Raw genomic sequence first — 20314 nt, 5'->3', positions numbered from 1 at the left:
CCACATTCCGGACTTGGCGCGGAGCAGACAACACTACGAAACGCCGTACCAAGGACGTGAGAACGGTGACGTGGCCCGACGGGTCATTCGATGACTCCGTACTGAAACCCCTGTGGTTGGACAGCCCGAACAGGCCGCCGGCCAGGGATTCGCTCGACCAGCCGGCCGAGGCGGATCTGCTGATCGTCGGCGGCGGCTTCACCGGCCTGTGGAGCGCGTTGCGCGCGGTCGAACGCGACCCTGCCGCCAAGGTGCTGCTCATCGAGGCGGACCGCATCGCGGATCACGCCTCGGGCCGCAACGGTGGCTTCTGCGAAGCCACCATCACACACGGCGCCGCCAACGGACGGGCACGCTGGCCCGACGAATACGCCACCCTGCATGAGCTCGGGGTGCGCAACCTCGGCGAGATCGTGACCACCATAGAGCGGTACGACATCGACTGCGGCCTGGCCCGCGGCGGTGTCCTCACGGTCGCCACCCGCGACCACGAGATCGCCGACCTCGGACCGGGGACACAGGGCTTCCTCGACACGACGGCGGTCCGGAAACTGGTCGACTCACCAACCTACCTCGCGGGCCGCCACAGCCCGGACGTCGGCGTGCTGGTCGATCCCGCCCGCCTCGCCTGGGGCCTCGCCGACACCGCCGAGCGGCTGGGCGTGCGCCTGGCCGAACACACGCGGCTCGTCTCCCTTCATGACCGGGGCGGCCACGTCGAGGCCGCCACGGACCGGCTGGTCATCAAGGCCAAGAAGGTGATCATCGCCACGAACGCGTTCCGCAACCCGCTGCGCCGCCTGCGCCTGCCCGTCGTGCCGGTCTACGACTACGTCCTGGCGACCGAGCCGCTGAGCGACGAGCAGCTGAAAGCGATCGGATGGGACCCCGCCATGGGCGTGACGGACTCCGGCACCCGCTTCCACTACTACCGCATTACTCCTGACCGCCGGATCCTGTGGGGCGGCTACGACGCCGTCTACCACTTCGGCCGCTCCATCAGGGCACAGCACTACGACCGCCGGGAAACCTTCGACAAACTGGCCCGGCACTTCGCCCGGACCTTCCCGCAACTGGCCGGCATCCGCTTCACCCACCGCTGGTCCGGCGTCATCGACACCTCCTCACGTTTCTGCGCGTTCTTCGGCACCGCCCACCACGGCCGGACGGCGTACGCGACCGGCTTCACCGGCCTGGGCGTCGGCGCCTCACGCTTCGCCGCCGACGTCATGCTGGACCTGCTCGACGGCCGGCCGACCGAGCGGACCCGGCTGGAAATGGTACGCAGGAAGCCCTTGCCGTTCCCACCCGAGCCGCTGGCGTGGATCGGCATCCAGATCACCCAGTGGGCCATGCGCCGGCAGGACCGGACCGGCAGACGCAACGCATGGCTGCGCGTGCTCGACCGGTTCGGCATGGGATTCGACTCATGAGCGTCCCCGCGATCGCCTCCACGCGTCTGCTCAGCGCGGACGTGCCGGCGGAAGTGGCGACGCCGGACGGTGCGTCGGAGTCGCTCGCGACGGCCCATGTGGTGCTCCGGCGGAGCCGGACCCATGACATCGGCCTCTGGGAGGCGGGACCCGGGACCGACTCCGACGTCGAGAGGACCGAACTACGTGCTGGACGGGTGCGGTTCGTGACGCCCGTCTTCGCCGGCGAGAAGCTGCGCGCTCCTGGAGTCGTCGAGGAGGTCCGGCCGAAGCGCGACGGGTACCTGGTCCGCACACCACCCCCGACGGATTTTTCATGGTCAACGAGTGAAAGAGCAGGTGTGGACCTGTCATGAGCATCACTTCCGCCGGCTCGCTCCGGAGCGGCACCCCGGCACCGATCGACGCCCGCGCCGACGTCACCATGCTGCACCTGCGCGACGGAACGCGGCTGGCCACCGACGTCTACCTGCCCAACTCCCAGCGAAACGACCTGCAGACCGTGCTGGTGCGACTGCCCTATGACAAGTGCGGGCGTTACACCTTTGTCCCGGCGATCGCCGCCTATCTCAACGCTCACGGTTTCGCGGTCGTCGCCCAGGACGTCAGGGGGAAGTTCCGGTCCGACGGCGACCGCTTCCCGTTCGTCAACGAGGCCGCGGACGGCCACCAGACGATCGACTGGATCGTCGCGCAGCCGTGGAGCGACGGCACGGTCGGCATGCTGGGAGACTCCTACTACGGCTTCACCCAGTGGGCCGCGGTGGCGAGCGGCCACCCCGCGTTGCGGGCCATCGTGCCGCGCGTCACCGGCTCGCGGTTCATGGACATGTTCTCGCCCGATGTCGTGCCCAAGCTTCCGCTCTACGAGTGGGTCCTGCACACGTTCACGACGCCGGGCATGCTCGACGGAGCCGTCCTGCCGCCCGAACCGCTAGCCGGACTCGACTCGCTCCCCGAGTACGCGATGTATATGGCCCCATTGCTCGACGGTCTCGTTCGCGGTTGCGGCGACGGCGCACTGCTTCGGCGCTCGTTACCCACCGGCCCGCCCGCCCCGGCCATGAAGCTTCCCGCACTGCACATGGGCGGCTGGTGGGACAACCTCCAGCGAGGCCAGCTCGACGACTGGCACTGGACCGGCGCGGCGCACCAGTTCCTCCGCATGAACGCGACGGATCATGAAGACTTCGAGCTGCGTGAGGACGGTCACCCCCACGAGGACCACGAGGTCGACGACGACGCGCTGGCACGTTACCTGCCCAGAATGCTCGACGAACCCACCCAGTTCTTCGACCACTACCTGTCGGGCCGTCCGGGCCGGTGGCGGGCTCCCCGGGTGCGGTACCGGGTCGCGAACTCCGGCTGGCAGATCGCCGACCGCCGGCCGGCCGGGGACGCCGGCCTGGTGAAGCTGCACCTGACGCAGGGAGACCGCGCGCTCTCCAGCGTCGACGGTGATGGGCTGCGCCCGGAGGCGGAGGGCGTGGCCACGTGCGTCTCCTGGACGCACAACCCTCTCACCCCGGTTCCCTGCCTGGTCGACGTCGAGTGGAGCCAGCTCTCCGGGCTCCCGGACGAGCAGGTCGTCCATGCGCGCGATGATGTGGCGACCTTCACGGGCGAGGCGCAGGACACGCCGTTCGACATCGTGGGGCCGGCGGAGGTCGCATTGCGGATGGACGCCGACGCGCCGTCCACCCATGTGATCGTCCGGCTGCTCGACGTCTAGTCCTCGGGGCGGGCGCGCATGGTGTTGGAGGGGGCGGAGATCGTGTCCACCGCGGCCGGTCCGGCTCGGGTGCGCCTCGGCGACACCGCCTACCGGGTGCGCCCCGGGCACCGGCTGCGCCTGGCGATCAGCAGCTCCTGCTTCCCGCTCTATCTCGTGCATCCTGGCAACGACGAGGACCCGTGGCACGTGTCGCGCTCTCGACCCGCGCGGCAAACCCTGCACCTCGGCGGATCGGACGGCGCGGTCCTCCGTCTGCCGATCAGGGGGCGACTCGGGTAACCGACCCGCCGTACAGGCGCCCCGCTGCGTGCCTGTACGGGACCGCTTTCCGTCGATGGCCATGGCCGGGACCGCCGGCTGGGCCCGGGTGGCCCCCTCCGACGTCGATCGTGTGGTGGCTTTCACCTTGGCGGTCATCAGCCAAGGGCTCCCGCCGGCATCCGGATGCGCACCGTTGGACTGGATCTGCAGGTGTCGTCTATGGACAGTGTCGCCTCCGGCCTGGGGAGCTCGGGCAGGACGGAACGGCGTCAGGGGTGGGCGGATGGTGCCGTCCAGCCATGAATCTCTCAGTATGGCGAAGACATGTGTGGGCGGGGCGGAGAAGGACGTCCAGGTGGTGAAATCGCCATATCGCGCGCGGCGACGCCGATCGGGCCGTTCGACCAGGGTTGCCGGACGATCCGCTTGACCCTGTCGTAGCCGCTGGCGACTCGCGACGACCGACCAGCGGACTGAAAGTCTGCTCGGCCATGAGGGGAGCGCGGACAAAGCAAGCGCAGGAACCGATCTTTGATCACAAGCCGACTACGGCTTGGCTGAGCGGGGCCCTGGGGGTGTTCTTACTTGATCTTCTCCTGATCGTCACGCGGGTCAGACGTGACGTCGGCACCGCGCAGATGAGCAGCCACCGAGCAACCAACCATGATCAACAGCGCGATCGAAGGCCCGCGAGAACTGAGAAACCCCAGGTCGAATGCGGTGTTGGAGAGTAGGGCGGGTGGGACTTGAACCCACGACCCACGGATTATGAGAATCATTGGTCAATGCCGCTGGGTGCCGCGAAGTGTCGCTTTGTATCGCTTCAGCCGGAACTATCGCCCGCGTGGTGCCGCGTCGTGACCATGTGCGCCGGGTCGTATCGTGTACACGCGAGCAACCACCGAGCAACCCCGCATTCTTTGCCGTCTGCATTATGTGGTATTTGTCCCCTCCTCATTGAGAACTTCACCCTTGCGCAGAGCCAGATCTCCTCGCCGGTTGAACGTGCACGAGCAGCCATCGAGCAACCATGTGGCCGTCCTGGCCGACCGCCGCGCCGAGGTGGAGCGCGCCGTGGCCGCGCATCACCCGCCCATCAGGATGAGCGTGCGCCGCACCAGCTGCACCGGCTATCGCGACGGCATCGCCGCCGCCCGCTCCGCCGACCTCGGCCGCACTGGCGTACCCACGCCCGCCGCCTGCGAGCTCGGCTGACAGCCGCCTTCTGAGAGCACGTACAGACGGATGGTGACGTTCCCCTTCATGCCTTGGCGGCTGGCGATCGCGCCCTTACGTTGATGATCGTTTGCTGGCTCTTCGAACCGAGGGGTGATCATGGGATCCACGCGCATGAACCTGACCATTCTGGCGAGCATCCTCCTCATGGCCGGGCAGGTGACGGCCGCGGGCCCGGCCGCGGCGGACGGCTGCCCGGCGACCACCGACCAGTGGGAGGTCACCGACCTGGGTGTCACCGGGAACGCGCTCGACATCAACGACCTGGGACAGATCGCCGGCTCCAGCGTGAGCGCGACCGGCGAACAGCGGGCGACCGTCTGGGACGGCGCGCAGGTGGTCGATCTGGGCAGTCTCGGCGGCGGCCACGCCTACGCCGGCGCCCTCGACGAGGACGGCAACGTCGTCGGCAGCAGCTACACGGCGACGGAGAAGGGGCACGTCTTTCACTGGCGCGCCGGGACGATGACCGACCTCGGCCCCTTCAGCGGCTACGCCCAGGTCCACGACGTCAGCGCGGGCGTCGTCGTGGGCGAATATCGGTACCTGCTGCCCAATGGCACGGCCCGCTACCAGGCGTTCCGCATCCGGGACGGCATCAGGACCGACCTTACCGCCGTCTCCGGCAGCTATGCGGCGGCCGTCAACCCGGCCGGGCAGATCGCCGGCACCCAGCGCCGCCTCGAACCGCCCGGCCCGGCGAGCCAGCGGACCCACCGGGCCTTCCTCTGGGAGGACGGCGTCATCACCGAGCTCGGCACGCTCGGCGGCCAGTGGAGCCAGGCCGAAGGGATCAACGGCGATGGCCACATCGTCGGCCAGTCGGCGCTCGGCGCGGACGGCGTGCTCGCGGGCGGCTACATCTGGAGCGCCGAGGAGGGCATGCGGCGCCTGCCCGACGCCGGCGGCCTGGCCGCGCCCAAAGCCGTCAACGACGACGACGTGATCGCCGGCACGCACACCTGCACGGGGGCCGGCACCGCCGCCCACGCGGCGGTCTGGACCGGCCCCGGCGCGGCGCCGGCCCTGCTGCCCGACCCGGTGACCGGCACCGCCACGATGGCCAATGCCGTCAATGCGCAGGGCGAGATCACCGGATGGGCCGAGGCCCCCGACGGCTCGCGGCGCGCCCTCGTGTGGCGGCCCGCGCCCGGGAACTCCTGAGCCTCAGCCGGCCAGCGCGGCCGAGACCAGGGAGCGGGCCTCCTCCTGAACCTCGGCCAACTCTGCGCCTGCCGATAATGACATCCGCCCAGCTCATGGTCATGTGGGAGCCTCGTGTGGCGGCGCGAGCTCCAGCCACCAGGAAGGCAATCGCGTGCGGCATGATGATCGGCCGTGCTCCTTCGCCTGGCCTACCTCACCGTCACGAACACGTTCGCCGCACTGCGGCTGCTGCCCATGGGCGATCGAGACAAGGACATCGAGATCCTCGCCCTACGCCACCAGATCACCGTCCTCGAACGCCAACTCGGCGCCGACACCAAAGTCAGATTCGCTCCCGAACACCGAGCCTTTCTCGCCGCCCTCCTGACTTCGCTGCCCTGCGAGGTCCTATGTCGGCTACGGCTCCTGGTCCGACCGGACACCGTCCTAGGCTGGCACCGAGGTCTGATGAAACGGCGTCATGCCCGTACCTGCCGGCCGAAGCGGCCTGGTCGTCCACCCATCGTCCAGTCCATCCGCGCACTTGTCCTACGTCTGGTCCGGGAGAACCCCGGCTGGGGCTACCGGCGGGTGCACGGTGAGCTCGCCACCCTTGACATCAAGGTCGCGCCGTCCACTGTTTGGGAGATCCTCAGGCAGGAAGGTCTTCAACCGGCGCCCGAGCGGGCGTACACCACGTGGGCCGGCTTCCTGGGCTCGCAAGCCGACGCGCTACTGGGCGCCGATTTCATCGAGACCGTCACCCTCAACGGGCAACGCCAGTACATCCTGGCCGTCATCGAGCACGCCACCAGGCGCGTCCGCGTGCTCGGTACCACCGCGCACCCGAGCGCGAACTGGGTCATCCAGGCGATGAAGAACCTGGTGATGGACCTGGGCGATGCGGGCTGCCGGGCACGCCTTCTGCTCCGTGGCAGGGATGGGAAGTTCCCTGCGCTCATGGATGAGGTCCTCGCCGAGGCCGGCATCAAGACGGTGCTCACCGGTGTTCGGATGCCGCGCATGAACTCGATCATGGAGCGGTGGGTGCAGTCGTGCCGTCACGAGCTTCTCGATCGCTGCCTCGTATGGAACGAACGCCATCTTCGGCACGCCCTGCGCGAGTACGAACGCTGCTACAACCGGCACCGCGCCCATCAGGCCCTGAACCAAGCAGCTCCGCTGCGTACCGTTCCGGATCCGATCACCGATCCGAAGCGAATGGACGACCTGAACATACGCCGGCGAGATCGGCTCGGCGGGGTTCTCCACGAGTACTCATATGCCGCTTGACCTGCGTGGACGGAGTTTTCGGCAGGCGCAGGGTTGGAACGTTACATGTCCATGGCCCGCAAAGGGTGATCCAGGTCTTGGATGTGGCGGTTCGATGAAGCTCGCTCAGGCCGGTCCGGTAGATGGGTGAATGTCGTATCGGCGCGGGTATCCGGCTCGCCGATCTCCGCCATCGCGTCGCAGGAGATGCTGTAGCCGTAGGAGGCCAGGCGCGCGTGTACGACGGAGCCGAGTTCGAGCTTGGGCAGAATGGCGGCCAAGTGGGCGCGGATGGTCCGGTCGCGCACGTTCAGCCGGGCGGCCATCTCGCGGTACGACCAGCCCGCCGCCAGCAGCAGAAAAACTTCGAATTCCCGCGGAGTGAGCAGACGTAATTGCGCGATGCGTAATCGCCAGCAGCCATGTCCGATGACGCCGGGCTCCACTGATGGTTTCGCATCGTGCAGCACACGCTTCTCCTTACGTCATAGCCGATGGATCGGCTGGTACGGCCTGTCTCGCCGGCGGGACAACAACGAGCGCCGGTGAACGACGGGTACGCGTTCGGGGGGCCGGGTACTGCCTGGCCTCTTCTTCCCGAGTCCCAATGGAAATTAGTGCAGATACCTCTGGATTTCTGAGTTTCGGATATCGGCATTACTGACAATAGCTTGTGGCTCGTGAATCGGTAGACCATCATTTCGTGCGAGGCGCGCACCGCACGAATCTTTCAGAGCCCGTCCAAAAAACTCAGTGATAGGGGTAACAGTGGCTGACGACGCCTTTAACCTCGATGCCCGGGTCACCACGCCGGCTGCCGGCGCGGACCCGGCGGACCCGGCCAGCATCACCATCGTCACCCGGCTGGCCTGCACGAGGAGCTGGGCCACCTGCAGCGCTTCGTGCACCTGCGTGTGCACCGGCACCTGCACCATTTTCTGCCCGGCGGACAACGAGTAACAGCCGATATCCGGGGTTCCGCCGTCTGTGGAAGACGGCGGAACCCCGCGCCAAATGTCGTTCGAGAGATGGGGAAGCATGCCGCCAACCGAGACCATCACCGGCATCTGGCCGGGCGTGGGTTCAGGGCCTTCCGCGGTTCGGGCCCGAGAGCTGGCTGAACTCGTCGTCCAGCGGATCGGGACCACTGACGACGTCCTTCGCCATGTCGCCCGGGCTGCCGGTCAGGCGACCTATCCCGCGGGGTGGTACCCGCCTTCGCTGAGCCACGGCAGCGCCGGGCTGGCGCTGCTCCATCTCGAATCGGCCCGCGCCGGGATCGGCGAGCCGGAGCGGGCCTTCGACGCCGTACGCGAGGCGGTGGCCGCCACCGCCACCGACCCGTTGCAGAGCGCCGGCCTGTTCGGGGGGACCTCCGGGCTGGCGCTGGCAGTGGCCGAGTGCGCCCGTCTCGAACCCCGGTTCCGGCCCAGCCTGGACAGGTTGCACGACCAGCTCGCGCGGCAGGTGCTCGACACGCAGTGGCCCAGGATGGAGCGGCACCTCGCCGACGAGCACTACGACCTGATCAGCGGTGCCGCGGGAATCCTGGCGTACCTGGCCTCGATCGAGGAGCCCGGTCAGGAGGTGCGCCGGGCGGCCGGTGAGCTGGCCGGCTTTCTCATCTGGCTCAGCCAGGCGGCCGATGACCCCGGCGTCCCGCATCGCTGGCTGCTGACCCCCGACTATTACCCGCCCATGAGCAACCACCGGCAGCAGTACCCCCACGGTTATCTGAATCTGGGCTTCTCCCACGGAGTTCCCGGCATCGCCGCCGCGCTCGCCGCCGCCTGGGGGGCGGGGATCAGGGAGCCGGGCACGAGGGCGGCGATCGACGCGCTGACCTCGTGGATCCGCGGCACGCAGGGCCAGGACAGGTTCGGCCCGGTCTGGCCGGAGGGCGTCGCCGTCGACGAGCGTGGCGTCGAACTGTCGTCCCACACTCATTGCGATCAGCTCGCCTGGTGCTACGGCACGGCGAGCGTCAGCGCGGCGCTGCTGACCACGGCCAGGTGCACCGGTGACGCGGAACTGCTGAAGGTGGCCGTCGAAGGCTTCGAGACGGCGCTCGCACGTACGAGAGCGGCGGCCTGTGCCTCGCCGACCCTGTGCCACGGTCACGCCGGCATCCTGCTGCTCTGTCTCGACTTCGGCGAGGTCAGCGAGCGCGCCCGGGAGATGGTGCCGGTGCTGCTCGACGAGCTGATCGCCTATGGCGACCCGGCGCTGCCACTGGTCTTCGTCGATCAGGAGCGGACGGGCGTACATGTGGACGACCCCAGCCTGCTCACCGGCGCCATCGGGGTGGCCCTGGTCCTGCTGGCCGCGACCGGTGATCGCCGCCCCGGCTGGTTCCTGCCCTTCACCGCGCGGTGACGGTGATGGCCCGCTACGAAGCCGCCGAGTTCTTCCTGCTCAGAGCCCCGGCCCTGTCAGTCGAGACCTTCCGGGAGCTGATGGCCGATCCCGAGCGTCTGCTCGCCCTCGCCCGTGATCCCTACGTCCGCCGGGCGTTACTGGTGGCCAGTCCCGATCTGGGCGCCGCCGTCGATCGCGGCGACCTGACCGCGCCCGGCAAGGCGGAGCGGGTTCGCTCGCGGCTGATGCGCTATCTGATCAGAATGGCCACCAGACCGACCCCCTTCGGGGCGTTCTCCGGCGTCGCGATGGGACTGTTCGGCGCGCGGAGCACCGCCGCGCTCGGCTCGTCCGCCATCGCGAAGGTACGGGTCCGCGCGGACATGGGCTGGCTCATGGCCCTGATCAAGAAGATCGAGCAGGACGAGGCACTGCTGCCTCACCTCGACGTGGTCGCCAACGCCACGCTCCACCGCGTCGGCGACCGCATGGTCCTGCCCTACGCCGACGTCTACGGTGAGCAGGACAACCGTGCGGTGCGCATCCGCGCCACCCCCGCTGTCGACCTGGTCGTCTCGACCGCCGCGACTCCCGTGCCGTACGCGACCGTCGTGAGCGAGCTGGCCGCGGCCTACCCCCAGGTGCCGGCCGAGACCGTGACCCGGCTGGTGCGCGAGTTGTGGGACCTCAACGTGCTGACCAGCGACCTGCGGCCCCCGCTCACCGAGCCGCATCCCGAGCAGCACCTGCTCAAGCGGCTCATCGGCGTTCCCGAGGCGGCCTCCGTCACCGAGCCCCTGGAGGAGATCGTCGATCTCGCGCGGGCGGCGGACGACACGGCCGGACTCATCGCGCTCGAGGCGGCCCAGCGGCGCCTGCTGCCGGAGTACAAGCGGCACACCTACCAGCTCGACGCCGCGGTCAGCGCGCGTGAACCGTACCTGTCCGCCGACGTGGGGACCGCTGTGGCCGGTGCCATGGACTGCCTGATGCGGCTGGCCGGCACCGCTCCCGATCAGCTCCAGCACATCGCGGAGTACCGCGACGCCTTCCTGGAGCGCTACGGGCACGAGGCACGGGTGCCGCTGCTGGAGCTGCTCGGCTCCGACGGGGGCATGGAGGCGCCCACCGGCTACACCGAGCCTGCCCGCAGCTACGACCTGCGCTCCGCGTCCAGGCCCGAGAGCTCCCGCTATGACCGTGTCATCTCCGAGCTGGCCGCGCACGCCTGGTGGATGGGCGCCGATGAGGTGGAGCTCACCGACGAGTGGGTGGACCGGCTGGCGGGCAGCGCGGCCGCGCGTCCGCCGCTGCCCGCGGTGGACGTCTTCGCGCAGGTCAGCGCCGCGAGCCTGGACGACATCGACCGGGGCGACTGGCAGGTCGTGCTGTCGTCCGTCGGCCTGGCGCCCGGCGGCCGGACGTACGGACGCTTCTTCGATTTGCTGGACGACGGCGCTGAGCAGCGGCTGCGCGAGTACGCCCGGCGTGAGGAGGAGTTGTTCCCCGACGCGGTGTTCGCCGAGCTGGCCTACCTGCCCAGTCGCGGCAGGTTCGGCAACGTCGCGTTCCGGCCCCTGCTCCGGCCGTACGAGGTGCCGATCAACACCACTCCCGCCGTCTCTCCCGATCGGGTGATCGACCTGGCGGACATCATGGTCGGGGCGACGGACCAGCGCATGTACCTGTGGTCACGGCGGCTGGGCAAGGAGCTCGTGGTGACGCAGAACCACATGCTCTCACCCGCCGTGGCGCCGAACATCAGCCGCTTCCTGATCGAGGTCTCCCAGGACGGCTTTCTCCTGCCGATGGGCTTCCGCTGGGGACACCTGGAGGAGGCGCCGTTCCTGCCCAGGGTGCGGCGAGGCAAAGTGATCCTGCGGTCGGCGCAGTGGACCGTGCGCACGCTGGGCGTGGACTGGCGTGAGAAGTGGCGCGTGCCTCGCCACGTCCTCCTGTGCGACAACGACAACAAGCTGCTCCTCGACCTCGACAACCCGGCCGCCGAGGCCGAGCTGCGGCGGGAGATCGACCGCACCGGTCAGGTCGTGCTGCAGGAGCTGCGGCCGGATTTCGACGGGCTGTGGCTCAGGGACGAGCAGGACCGTCCGTACACGGCGGAGATCGTCGTTCCCGTCGTCCTCGAGGAGGCGCCGCGCAAGCGGCGCATCAGCCCGCAGCCGGACCTGCCCGCCCAGCGCTTCCTGCCCGGCGGCGACTGGTCGTTCCTCAAGGTGTACGCCGCCTTCGAGCGGCACGACGAGATCATCGCCGGCCCGCTGCGGGAGCTGGTCGCGGCGCTGCGCGCGGCCGGCCTGATCGACCGTTGGTTCTACATGCGGTACGCCGATCCCCGCCCGCACCTGCGGGTGCGATGCCGGGGGGCGGCCTCCGAGCTGTTACCCGCGCTCACGGCCTGGGGCAACGATCTGGTGCGGCGCGGGCTGGCGAACGATCTCCAGGTCGCCACGTACGAGCCCGAGCTCGCGAGATACGGCGGCACCCGGACGTTCGACCTGGCGGAGCGCTTCTTCCAGGCCAACAGCGACGTGACCGCCGACCTGATCGCCAGGCAGCCGGACATCCAGGCCGAGCACCTGGCCGTGGCCACGGTGGACACCCTGTGCGCGCTGTGGGGGCTGGCTCCGATTGAGCGAATAGCCGCGGTTCCCGCCTACAGCGGTGAGGACGATTCGCACCGCCGGTTCCGCGAGCACCACGCGTACCTGTGCGAGCTGCTGGTGCCGAACGAGCGCCGCCCGCACGCCCAGGGCCGCGCCGACCGCGAGCTGCTCGCCGCCGTCCTCGGCCCGCAGGGCCCTGCGGCGCGGGATGTGGCGGACGCCGTGCGCGCGGCGGCGGCTGATGGCGAGCTGGCAGGTACGGAGCAGCAGGTGCTCAACAGTCTCATGCACATGCAGATCAACCGGCTGCTGCCGATCGACCTCAACCGGGAGGGCCGCTGCTACGCGTTGTGGCACCACGCGTTGCGCGCGATCCGCGGACGCCTCGTAGCGGAGGCCTGACATGAACTGGTGGTGGCTGACCAAGCTGTTCTGGCGGCTGAGCCCGGCCAAGGTCACCGGATACGTCTTCGTGACGCTGCTCTCGGCCACCGTGCCCGGTGTGCAGGTCGGCCTCACGGCGAGCGCGGTGCAGGCGGTGGTGGACGCGATCGGCGGCACCGACGCCTCACCGGTGCTCACGATGGGGCTGCTCCTGCTGGGGCTGACGATGTTCCAGCACGTCGTGTCCGCCGCGGGCCAGTACCTCGACACGGTGCTGCGGCTGGAATTGTCGGCCAAGGTCAGCGAGCTGATCATGACCAAGGGCATCCGGCTGGACCTGCAGCAGTACGAGGACTCGGAGGCCTACGACCAGCTTCAGCGCGCCTTTCAGGAGAGCGGCGGAGGCCGGGTCTACCGGCTCATGACCGAGCTGGTCAGCAGTGCCCGCGACACGGTCACGTTGCTGTCCGTCAGCGTGGTGATCTTCTCGTGGAGTCCGTGGATCGCGTTGCTCGTGCTGGTCTCGCCGGTGCCCTCGATGCTGGCGCACCTGAAGTACGGCAAGAAGACGTACGAGATCGAGTTCGCCAGGACGGCCGACCGGCGCCGCATGTTCTACTACCAGTACCTCGCCACGACCGACCACTCCTACAAGGAAGTCCGGCTGTTCCAGCTCGGGTCGTTCCTGCTGGAGCGTTACCGCGGGCTGATCCACCGGTTCCTGCGCATGGACCGCGATCTGGCCCGCAACCAGTCGCTGGTCACCGGCTCGCTGGGCCTGATCAGCGCTCTGACGGCGTCCGGCGCGCTGTGCTGGGCCATGTTCGAGACGATCGGCAGCGGGCAGATCGGCCAGCTCGCCGGCTTCATGCAGGCGGTGGGAGTCGTCCAGGTGTCGGCGCTCAGCGTGCTGCTCAGCGTCAGCGGCATGTACGAGAACACCCTGTTCATCGGCAACCTGTTCAGGTTCCTGAAGCTTCCCGAGCACCAGATCCGCGGGGGCGACCTGCCCTTCCCCGCCAAGCTCCGGCACGGCATCGAGTTCCGCGACGTGACCTTCGTCTACCCCGGCACCTCGGTCACCGTGCTGGAGCAGGTGAGCTTCGTCATCCCGGCCGGGCAGTGCGCGGCCTTCGTCGGGCCCAACGGCGCGGGCAAGACCACGATCGTCAAACTGCTCGCCCGGCTGTACGAGCCGACGAGCGGCCAGATCCTCGTCGACGGCGTGCCCATCGAGCACTACGACCTCGACGACCTGCACCGGAACCTGGGGGTCATCTTCCAGGACTTCATCAAGTACGACATGACGGTGCGGCACAACATCGGCTTCGGCCAGGTCGGTGCGCTCGACGACGACGAGCGGATCAGGCAGGCCGCCGTACGCGGGGGCGCGGAAGGCATCGTGGACGCGCTCCCCGGCCGGTACAACGCCATGCTGGGCCGGCACTTCGAAGAGGGCAAGCAGTTGTCCGGCGGGCAGTGGCAGAAGATCGCCCTGAGCCGGGCCTTCATGCGCCAGGCCCCGATCGTGGTGCTCGATGAGCCGACCGCGGCAATCGACGCCGAGGCGGAGGCCGAAGTGTTCGGCCGGCTGCGGGAGATCTCCCGGGGCGCCACCGCGCTGCTCATCGCCCACCGGTTCTCGACCGTGCGCATCGCGGACAAGATCCTGGTGATCGACGGGGGCAAGGTGACGGAGGAGGGCACTCACGAGGAGCTCCTGACGATCGACGGCACCTACGCCCGCCTGTTCCACCTGCAGGCCGCCGGTTATCTCCCGGAACCGGCGGCCTGAACAGGCGGACCACGGCGGGTCCGGCCGGCTGTCACAGGGGGGTGGACTGGCTGACCTGCCGCAGGAAGGCGAGACCGTCGTACTGCTCGGCCAGGACCGTCGGCATGAAGGCGAACTTGGCGGTCAGCCGCCCGGCCACCCCGCCGAAGCCCCGCGTGTGGTTGGTCGCCGCCAGCCAGTCGGCCACGGGCTCCGGGCGGTCCCCGCCGCGCAGATCGACCACGTAGTCGCCGGGGGATGCCGCGGCCAGGCGGCCTTCCACGACCCGCGGCGTGTCGACCAGCGGGATGCTGAAACGGGCCGGCGGCTTACCCCGGACCAGCCTGCCGAATCGCTGCCGATGGGCGCGGAACTCGCCCTCGCCGAACAGCACCCCGAGCGCGTAGTACTCCTCGCCGAACTCCCGGGCCAGGTGCGACCCCATCGCGGGCACGCCGCCGCCGCTGTACGCCCCCTTCATGATGTGGCCGTTGTGCGCCCACACCACGACCTTGGCGTCAGGCTCGGCCATGAGCCGGCTGACGTTCTCGGCCATGTAGCGGTCGCGGACGACGCCGAGCGCTTGCAAGTCGGCGGCGGTGCGTGCCTTGCTCGCCACGTCGGCGGCTTGCCGCACGATCCGGGCGTGTTCGCGGGCGTCGGCGGAGCCGTGCGCGGCCACGTACTCCTCGAGGCGCCGGGCATCCGCCTCGATCCGCGGGTCCAGCGGCTTCCACGGCCCCTCCAGGCCCGTTCGCTTCAGGCCGTCGAGCGGGTCGAGCAAGGGGGCGGCGGACTCGTCCAGGACAGCGCGCAGCGCCTGGAGCGACGCCACGGCGTACTGCGGGTCGATCCCCACAACGCGGACCGGATGCGCGGCGGTGCGGTTGTGCTCGCGCAGCCGTTCGATCACCGTCAGCATCTCCGTGGTGTTCCACGTCCAGAAGCCCAGGCCGGCCAGCACCTCACGGGGATCGCCCGTCCCGTGGCGGACGTACTGGTCCAGGGCCAGCGACGCCGCGGCGCTGGCCTCGATCGCGAGTGTGGTGAAACCCAGCTCTTTGCTGAGAAATTCCATTAACCGCCATCTGACCTGGAAGAACTCCGCACTGCCGTGCGTGGCCTCGCCGATCCCCACCAGGCGGACCTTCTTCAGAATGGCCCGCAGCGGCTCGAGCTCCGCCGGCTCGGAGTCTGGTTGGAGGCTTCCGAGCGGAATCGCCCGGTCGGCCAGCCACACTGCGACATCGTCAGGCATGTACGAACTCCATTCGGTGATGACGCACCATTGTGTCAAGGTTGGAGTGGACGCCCGCCAGGGGCGGCAAGCCGCCATCCATCGGGAGGATGAACTTCATGAGTTCCGACAAAAGGCGTGAGGATGACAAGCCACATCTGGATGGCATGTTTGGAGAATTACTCTCGTTTTGGGCATTTGGCCCCAATGCTGATGCATCCGAGCATAATTACCGATACCATCCCCTAAAGCTAGTAATCTGGACAATAGCAGCGATCGGTGTTTCGGCCGTCGTTTCGGCCGTGCGGCTCGCCCTGTTCGGCGAGCCCACGGTGGGATGGGCGGTGGCGCTGTTCCCGCTGGTGCTGCCGCTCACCGGCGCGTTGGCGCACCGCCCGCCCCGATACGTCCCCGGCCTGGTGGCGGGGCTGGTGGCAGGCCTGGTCACGGCACTGCTCCTGGGGGTCGACCTCGGCTCGTCGCTCAGCTCGTTCTGGACGGGGTTCGCCGCCATGTGCGCCGGCTTCCTGATGTGCTCGGTGGTGTTCGCCGCTGTCACCTGGCCGAGGCCCGCACCTCCCGACGAGGACCTCGGCAGTCGATAGTCACCCCGCACATCCCCGTCACGGATCTCGCATTGCTATTGACATGTCCATAAGGCCCGCGCCCTATGCTGGGGGAGTTTCCGTCAGGGGGTGAATCCGTTGCAACCTCGATTGAGCCTCAAGTTCCTGGGTGAGACAGTCGGTATTCTGGGCGAAGAAGCGCTTGATCTCGGCTCACCGAAGCAACAGGCGGTTCTCGGTGCGCTCGCCTTACAGGCGGACAAAGCAGTAAGCACGCACCAACTGGTGGAGGCGGTTTGGGGGATCGTCCATCCGGCCAATGCGGTGAGTAACGTGCACGTCTATGTGCGTGGGCTCCGTAACGTCTTCGAGCCCAGGCGGCAACCACGCGCCGCGGGCCGTTACTTGCTGCATCGGCCTTCCGGATACGTCATGCCTCACCAATTTCTGGATCTCGACGTCGAGATCTTCACGCGGCGACTGGCCGATGCGCGGCGATTACTCGAGAGTGGCTCCTACGGCGACGCGGTGCTGGCCTACCGAAACGGTCTGGCCCTGTGGCGTGGCACGCCGCTGGCCGAGGTCCCCGGCCCGTTCGCGGAGACCAAGCGCGCGAGCCTCATCGAACTCAAGAACATCGCGGTCGAAGAATGCATCGACAGCGAACTCAATCTGGGGCGCCACAACGAGCTCATCCCCGCCCTGTCCACTTTGGTGCGGGAGCAGCCCTGGCGAGAGCGCCTGTACAGCCAGCTGATGCTGGCGCTCTACCGGGCCGGCAGGCAAAGAGAGGCGCTGACGGTCTTCCAGGAGGCCCGGCACAACCTGCTCGACGAGCTGGGCATAGAGCCCGGAGTAGACCTGAGTCTTCTCCACGAGCGGATCCTCAGAGCGCATCCGGCCCTCAACCTGCCGGCTTCCGCCCGTATCGGCGCGGCGGCGCCGGCGGCGCCCAGCCGCTTGCCGGACACACCGAGAATGTTGCCGCCCGAGGTGCCCGACTTCACCGGAAGGTGCGCCGAGCTGGATCAGATACATCGATATGTCAAAGCCTGGGAAAATGGCGAGTCGGCCCCTCTGGTCGCCATCTCCGGTATGGCCGGCGTCGGTAAGACCGCCTTGGCCGTGCACGCGGCGAACCAGATCAGGGAAGCGTTTCCGGGCGGGCAGATCTACCTCAATCTCAACGGGTACGGCGAAGGCGTTCCGCCGACACCGCCGGCCGACGCCCTGGCCGTGCTGCTGGCCAAGTTGGGCGCTCAACCACAAACCCTTCCGCAGTCCCTGGAGAAACGAATGGAGCTTTTCCGGGAACTGCTCGGGGACCACCGATTACTGCTGGTGCTGGACAACGCCCGTTCGTCCGAACAGGTGAGGCCGCTCATACCGGCCCGGTCGAACTGCTTCACCATCATCACCAGCCGGAACCGCCTGGCCGGTCTGGTGGCCCGCAACAGCGCGAAACTGATGGTGCTCGACATCCTGGACGCCACGGAATCGACTCACCTTCTCCGGCAGATCGTGGGATCCGGCCGGGTGGACAGCGACCTCGCCGCGGCGACCACGCTGTGCCGCCTTTGCGGAGGGCTTCCCCTCGCGCTCCGCATCGCGGGGTCCAGAGCGGCCACGAGACCGCGAAGCATATTGGCGTCCCTGGCGGACGAGCTGAAGACCGAAACGGAACGACTCGGCAAGCTCATCGTCGTCGATGACGATGAGATCCCCTCACTCCGAGCCGTTTTCTCCTGGTCCCACCAATCACTCAAGCCACTCGACGCGCGGATGTTCACGCTGCTGGGCCTGCTGCGGGGAAACCACATCTCGCCGCAGGTGGCTGCCGCGCTGGCGGGCGTCTCGCGGGAGCGGGCGACCGCGATCCTGAACAGCCTGGTCGACCAGAACCTGCTGGAGGAGGTCTGGCCGGCCGGGTTCCGGCTGCACGATCTCCTGCAGATCTACGCGAGCGAGCTCGCATCGGCATTGCCCGGCGAGGAGCAGCGCAAGCCGATGGCGCGGGTGCTCTCCTACTACGCCTTCAGCGCGGCGGCGGCCAATCGCATTCTGGCCCCGCACCGCTCGGCCGTCACCTTGCCCGGTCGTAGCGACTACACCGAGGTCTTCGCCTCGTACGACGAGGCGCTCGCCTGGTGCTCGGCCGAGCTGGTCAACATCGAAGCCGTGGTCCGCCAGGCCGTCGACCAGGGGTTCGACGAGATCGCGGCGAGGCTTCCGATCGTGTTGTGGAATTTCCTGTTCCTGCAGAAGCCCTGGTCCACCTGGATCGAGATCCACTGCAAAGGGCTCGTCTCCGCACGACGGACGGGCAACAAGAGCATCGAGGCCTGGCTGCTCCACAATCTCGCGAACGCCTATCGGGAGCTCGGCCGTCTCGCCGAGGCCTTGGACGCGTTCACCCGTGCCCTCGAATTCCGGCGACAGCTCAGCGACTCAGAAGGAGAAGCGTGGAGCCTCACCGGCGCGGCGCTGACCATGACCGCGCAGGGCGATTTCAGCAAGTCTCTGGCCCAGTTCGAACAGGCCCTGCAGATATTCGCCACCCTTGGCGACAGGTACGGCGAAGCCGTCACCCGGCTGTATCGCACGGAGACGCTGCGTATGACCGGACGTCTCACCGAGGCCCTCGACTGCGGCAACCTGGCGCTCGCCATATTCCTGGAACTGCGGGACCAGCAGGGCGTGGGAGCCGTGCTGCATGCGCTCGGTGAAATACTGCACGCCCTGGGACGAAGTACAGAGGCCCTTACCCAGCTCGCGGGGGCTCGCGCAATCCGGCAGCAGATCGGTGACCGGTCAGGAGAGGGCGAATCGTGTTCTACGATCGCGAAGGTTCTGCATTCACTTGACCGGAAAGCGGAGGCGGGGCGTTTCCTGCGCGCCGCGACAAAGATATTCAAGGAACTGGGTGACCCTCGGCTGGACGACGTCCAGCGGAGGCTGCGCAACAATGACGTCGAGAACGTGGTGGAGACTGAATGACCCTGTCTGACTCCGTACCTGATTCCTTGCCGACCTCCGCGGACTTCGTGGCCGATCCCCATGCCTTCTACGCGATCCTGCGCAGCCGCCGCCCCGCCCATTTCGTGAGGTTCGACAACGGTCTGTACGGGTGGCTCATCACGCGTTACGACGACGCCCGGCTCGTTCTGGCCGATCCCCGTCTGAGCAAGGATCCGAGGAACGCTCCGCAGGACTGGCAGGAGGCCGGCCGCGGCAAGCCGCTGGAAGACCGCTCAGGGTTGGGCACACACCTGCTGACGCTCGATCCTCCCGACCACACCCGCATGCGATCCGCTGTTTCCGGCTTTTTCCTGCGCCATCGGCTGACGGCCATGCAAAGGGTCATCGAGCGTACGGTCGACGCCCTGATCGATCAGTTGGCTCCCGCTGCGGAAGGCGACCTGATCGCGCAGTTCGCCGTGCCGCTGCAGATGACCGTCATCTGCGAGATCCTCGGTATCCCGCCCGCGCACAGGCAGGACTTCGGCCGCTGGTGCGACGATGTCGTGTCCTCCCGGCCCGACGACTCTTCCGAGTCCCACGACGGCCAGGCACGCGCGGAAGCCCTACGGAACCTGATGGGCTACATCGGCGGCATCATCGAGGAGAAGCGCCGGCACCCCGGAGAGGATCTGATCAGCACCCTCGTGAATCCCGGGGAACCGGATGGCGAACAGGCCGAGCTGACCGATCACGAGATCACCTCCTTGATCTTTCTCCTGCTCGTCGCGGGATACGAGACGACGATCAATCTCATCGGGAACGGGATGCTCGCCCTCCTGCGCCACCCTGACCAGCTCGCTCTCCTCCGGCGTCCGTCCGAGAGCCTGCTTGAGCAGGCCATCGAGGAGCTGCTTCGCTACGACAGCCCGGTCGAGATCTCCACCTGGCGTTTCACCCGGCAACCTCTCCCGATAGGGGAGACGGTCATTCCCGCGGGGCAGCCGGTGCTGGTCGTCCTGTCCGCCGCGAACCGCGATCCGCGCGCCTTCCCGGACCCGGATCGGCTGGATATCCAGCGGCCCGGTATCACGCACCTGAGCTTCGGTCACGGGGCGCATTACTGTCTCGGTGCCATGCTGGCCCGCCTCGAAGGGCGCATCGCCATCAGCGCCCTCATTCGGAGATTTCCGGACATGAGGCTTGCTGTCCACCCTGACCGGCTGGAGTGGCGATCGAGCCTGACCATCCGGGGCCCGGTGCGGTTGCCTGTGCGGTTTGTCGCCTGAACGGCTGCCCGCCCCATACAGAGAAATCGTGTTGAGCGACG

At 68.2% G+C, this 20314-nt stretch carries 14 protein-coding genes and 1 pseudogene; 13 read left to right on the top strand and 2 right to left on the bottom strand.

The window, feature by feature from the left end; all coding sequences use genetic code 11:
- Positions 1-116 precede the first annotated feature (116 nt).
- The 6 genes and pseudogenes from ABZX61_RS41250 to ABZX61_RS41225 all read left to right on the top strand — a co-directional run bounded on the left by ABZX61_RS41250 (position 117) and on the right by ABZX61_RS41225 (position 7104).
- On the top strand, positions 117-1433 hold the full coding sequence (locus tag ABZX61_RS41250; protein ID WP_355202217.1) for an FAD-dependent oxidoreductase: 1317 nt from the start codon (positions 117-119) through the stop codon (positions 1431-1433).
- Positions 1430-1789, top strand: a complete 360-nt coding sequence (locus tag ABZX61_RS41245; RefSeq protein WP_355202214.1) for a hypothetical protein — start codon at positions 1430-1432, stop codon at positions 1787-1789. Before ABZX61_RS41250 ends, ABZX61_RS41245 begins: the two co-directional genes overlap by 4 nt.
- Positions 1786-3447, top strand: a pseudogene (locus ABZX61_RS41240) (CocE/NonD family hydrolase). The gene ABZX61_RS41245 and the pseudogene ABZX61_RS41240 overlap by 4 nt, the downstream one beginning before the upstream one ends.
- 981 nt (positions 3448-4428) lie before the next feature.
- Positions 4429-4644: a hypothetical protein gene (locus tag ABZX61_RS41235; protein ID WP_355202211.1), complete on the top strand. Its 216-nt coding sequence runs from the start codon at positions 4429-4431 to the stop codon at positions 4642-4644.
- 135 nt (positions 4645-4779) lie between these two features.
- On the top strand, positions 4780-5829 hold the full coding sequence (locus tag ABZX61_RS41230) for a hypothetical protein (RefSeq protein ID WP_355202208.1): 1050 nt from the start codon (positions 4780-4782) through the stop codon (positions 5827-5829).
- Positions 5830-6003: 174 nt separating this feature from the next.
- Positions 6004-7104 (top strand): integrase core domain-containing protein, encoded by a 1101-nt coding sequence (locus tag ABZX61_RS41225; protein WP_355202205.1) that lies wholly within the window; start codon positions 6004-6006, stop codon positions 7102-7104.
- Positions 7105-7145: 41 nt separating this feature from the next.
- Here ABZX61_RS41225 and ABZX61_RS41220 read toward each other — a convergent pair whose 3' ends face one another.
- A complete protein-coding gene (locus tag ABZX61_RS41220; protein WP_355202203.1) occupies positions 7146-7553 on the bottom strand; it encodes a helix-turn-helix transcriptional regulator in 408 nt (135 codons plus the stop codon).
- A 298-nt stretch (positions 7554-7851) separates the two neighbouring features.
- Between ABZX61_RS41220 and ABZX61_RS41215 the strand changes: the two genes are divergently transcribed.
- From ABZX61_RS41215 to ABZX61_RS41200, 4 genes are all read left to right on the top strand, one after another.
- Positions 7852-8043 (top strand): hypothetical protein, encoded by a 192-nt coding sequence (locus ABZX61_RS41215; protein ID WP_355202201.1) that lies wholly within the window; start codon positions 7852-7854, stop codon positions 8041-8043.
- Between the two features lie 78 nt (positions 8044-8121).
- Positions 8122-9459, top strand: a complete 1338-nt coding sequence (locus ABZX61_RS41210; RefSeq protein WP_355202198.1) for a lanthionine synthetase C family protein — start codon at positions 8122-8124, stop codon at positions 9457-9459.
- A gap of 5 nt (positions 9460-9464) precedes the next feature.
- Entirely contained in the window at positions 9465-12467 is a 3003-nt protein-coding gene (locus tag ABZX61_RS41205) for a lantibiotic dehydratase (RefSeq protein ID WP_355202196.1), read from the top strand.
- A 1-nt stretch (position 12468) separates the two neighbouring features.
- Positions 12469-14244: an ABC transporter ATP-binding protein gene (locus ABZX61_RS41200; RefSeq protein WP_355202194.1), complete on the top strand. Its 1776-nt coding sequence runs from the start codon at positions 12469-12471 to the stop codon at positions 14242-14244.
- 31 nt (positions 14245-14275) lie between these two features.
- On the opposite strand, the gene ABZX61_RS41195 is transcribed toward ABZX61_RS41200, so the two are convergent.
- The gene (locus ABZX61_RS41195; RefSeq protein WP_355202191.1) at positions 14276-15481 is read right to left on the bottom strand and encodes an erythromycin esterase family protein; all 1206 of its coding nucleotides are present in this window, start codon (positions 15479-15481) and stop codon (positions 14276-14278) included.
- 281 nt (positions 15482-15762) lie between these two features.
- On the opposite strand from ABZX61_RS41195, the gene ABZX61_RS41190 reads away from it, so the two are divergent.
- The 3 genes from ABZX61_RS41190 (at position 15763) to ABZX61_RS41180 (ending at position 20273) form a co-directional block, all read left to right on the top strand.
- On the top strand, positions 15763-16065 hold the full coding sequence (locus ABZX61_RS41190) for a hypothetical protein (RefSeq protein ID WP_355202189.1): 303 nt from the start codon (positions 15763-15765) through the stop codon (positions 16063-16065).
- Between the two features lie 90 nt (positions 16066-16155).
- On the top strand, positions 16156-19023 hold the full coding sequence (locus ABZX61_RS41185; RefSeq protein WP_355202186.1) for a BTAD domain-containing putative transcriptional regulator: 2868 nt from the start codon (positions 16156-16158) through the stop codon (positions 19021-19023).
- Entirely contained in the window at positions 19020-20273 is a 1254-nt protein-coding gene (locus tag ABZX61_RS41180; RefSeq protein ID WP_355202183.1) for a cytochrome P450, read from the top strand. The genes ABZX61_RS41185 and ABZX61_RS41180 overlap by 4 nt, the downstream gene beginning before the upstream one ends.
- Positions 20274-20314: the final 41 nt, after the last annotated feature.

This window comes from Nonomuraea sp. NPDC003709, from assembly GCF_040610775.1.
Lineage (GTDB): Bacteria > Actinomycetota > Actinomycetes > Streptosporangiales > Streptosporangiaceae > Nonomuraea > Nonomuraea angiospora_A.
This window is presented reverse-complemented; position numbering and strand designations above follow the sequence as displayed.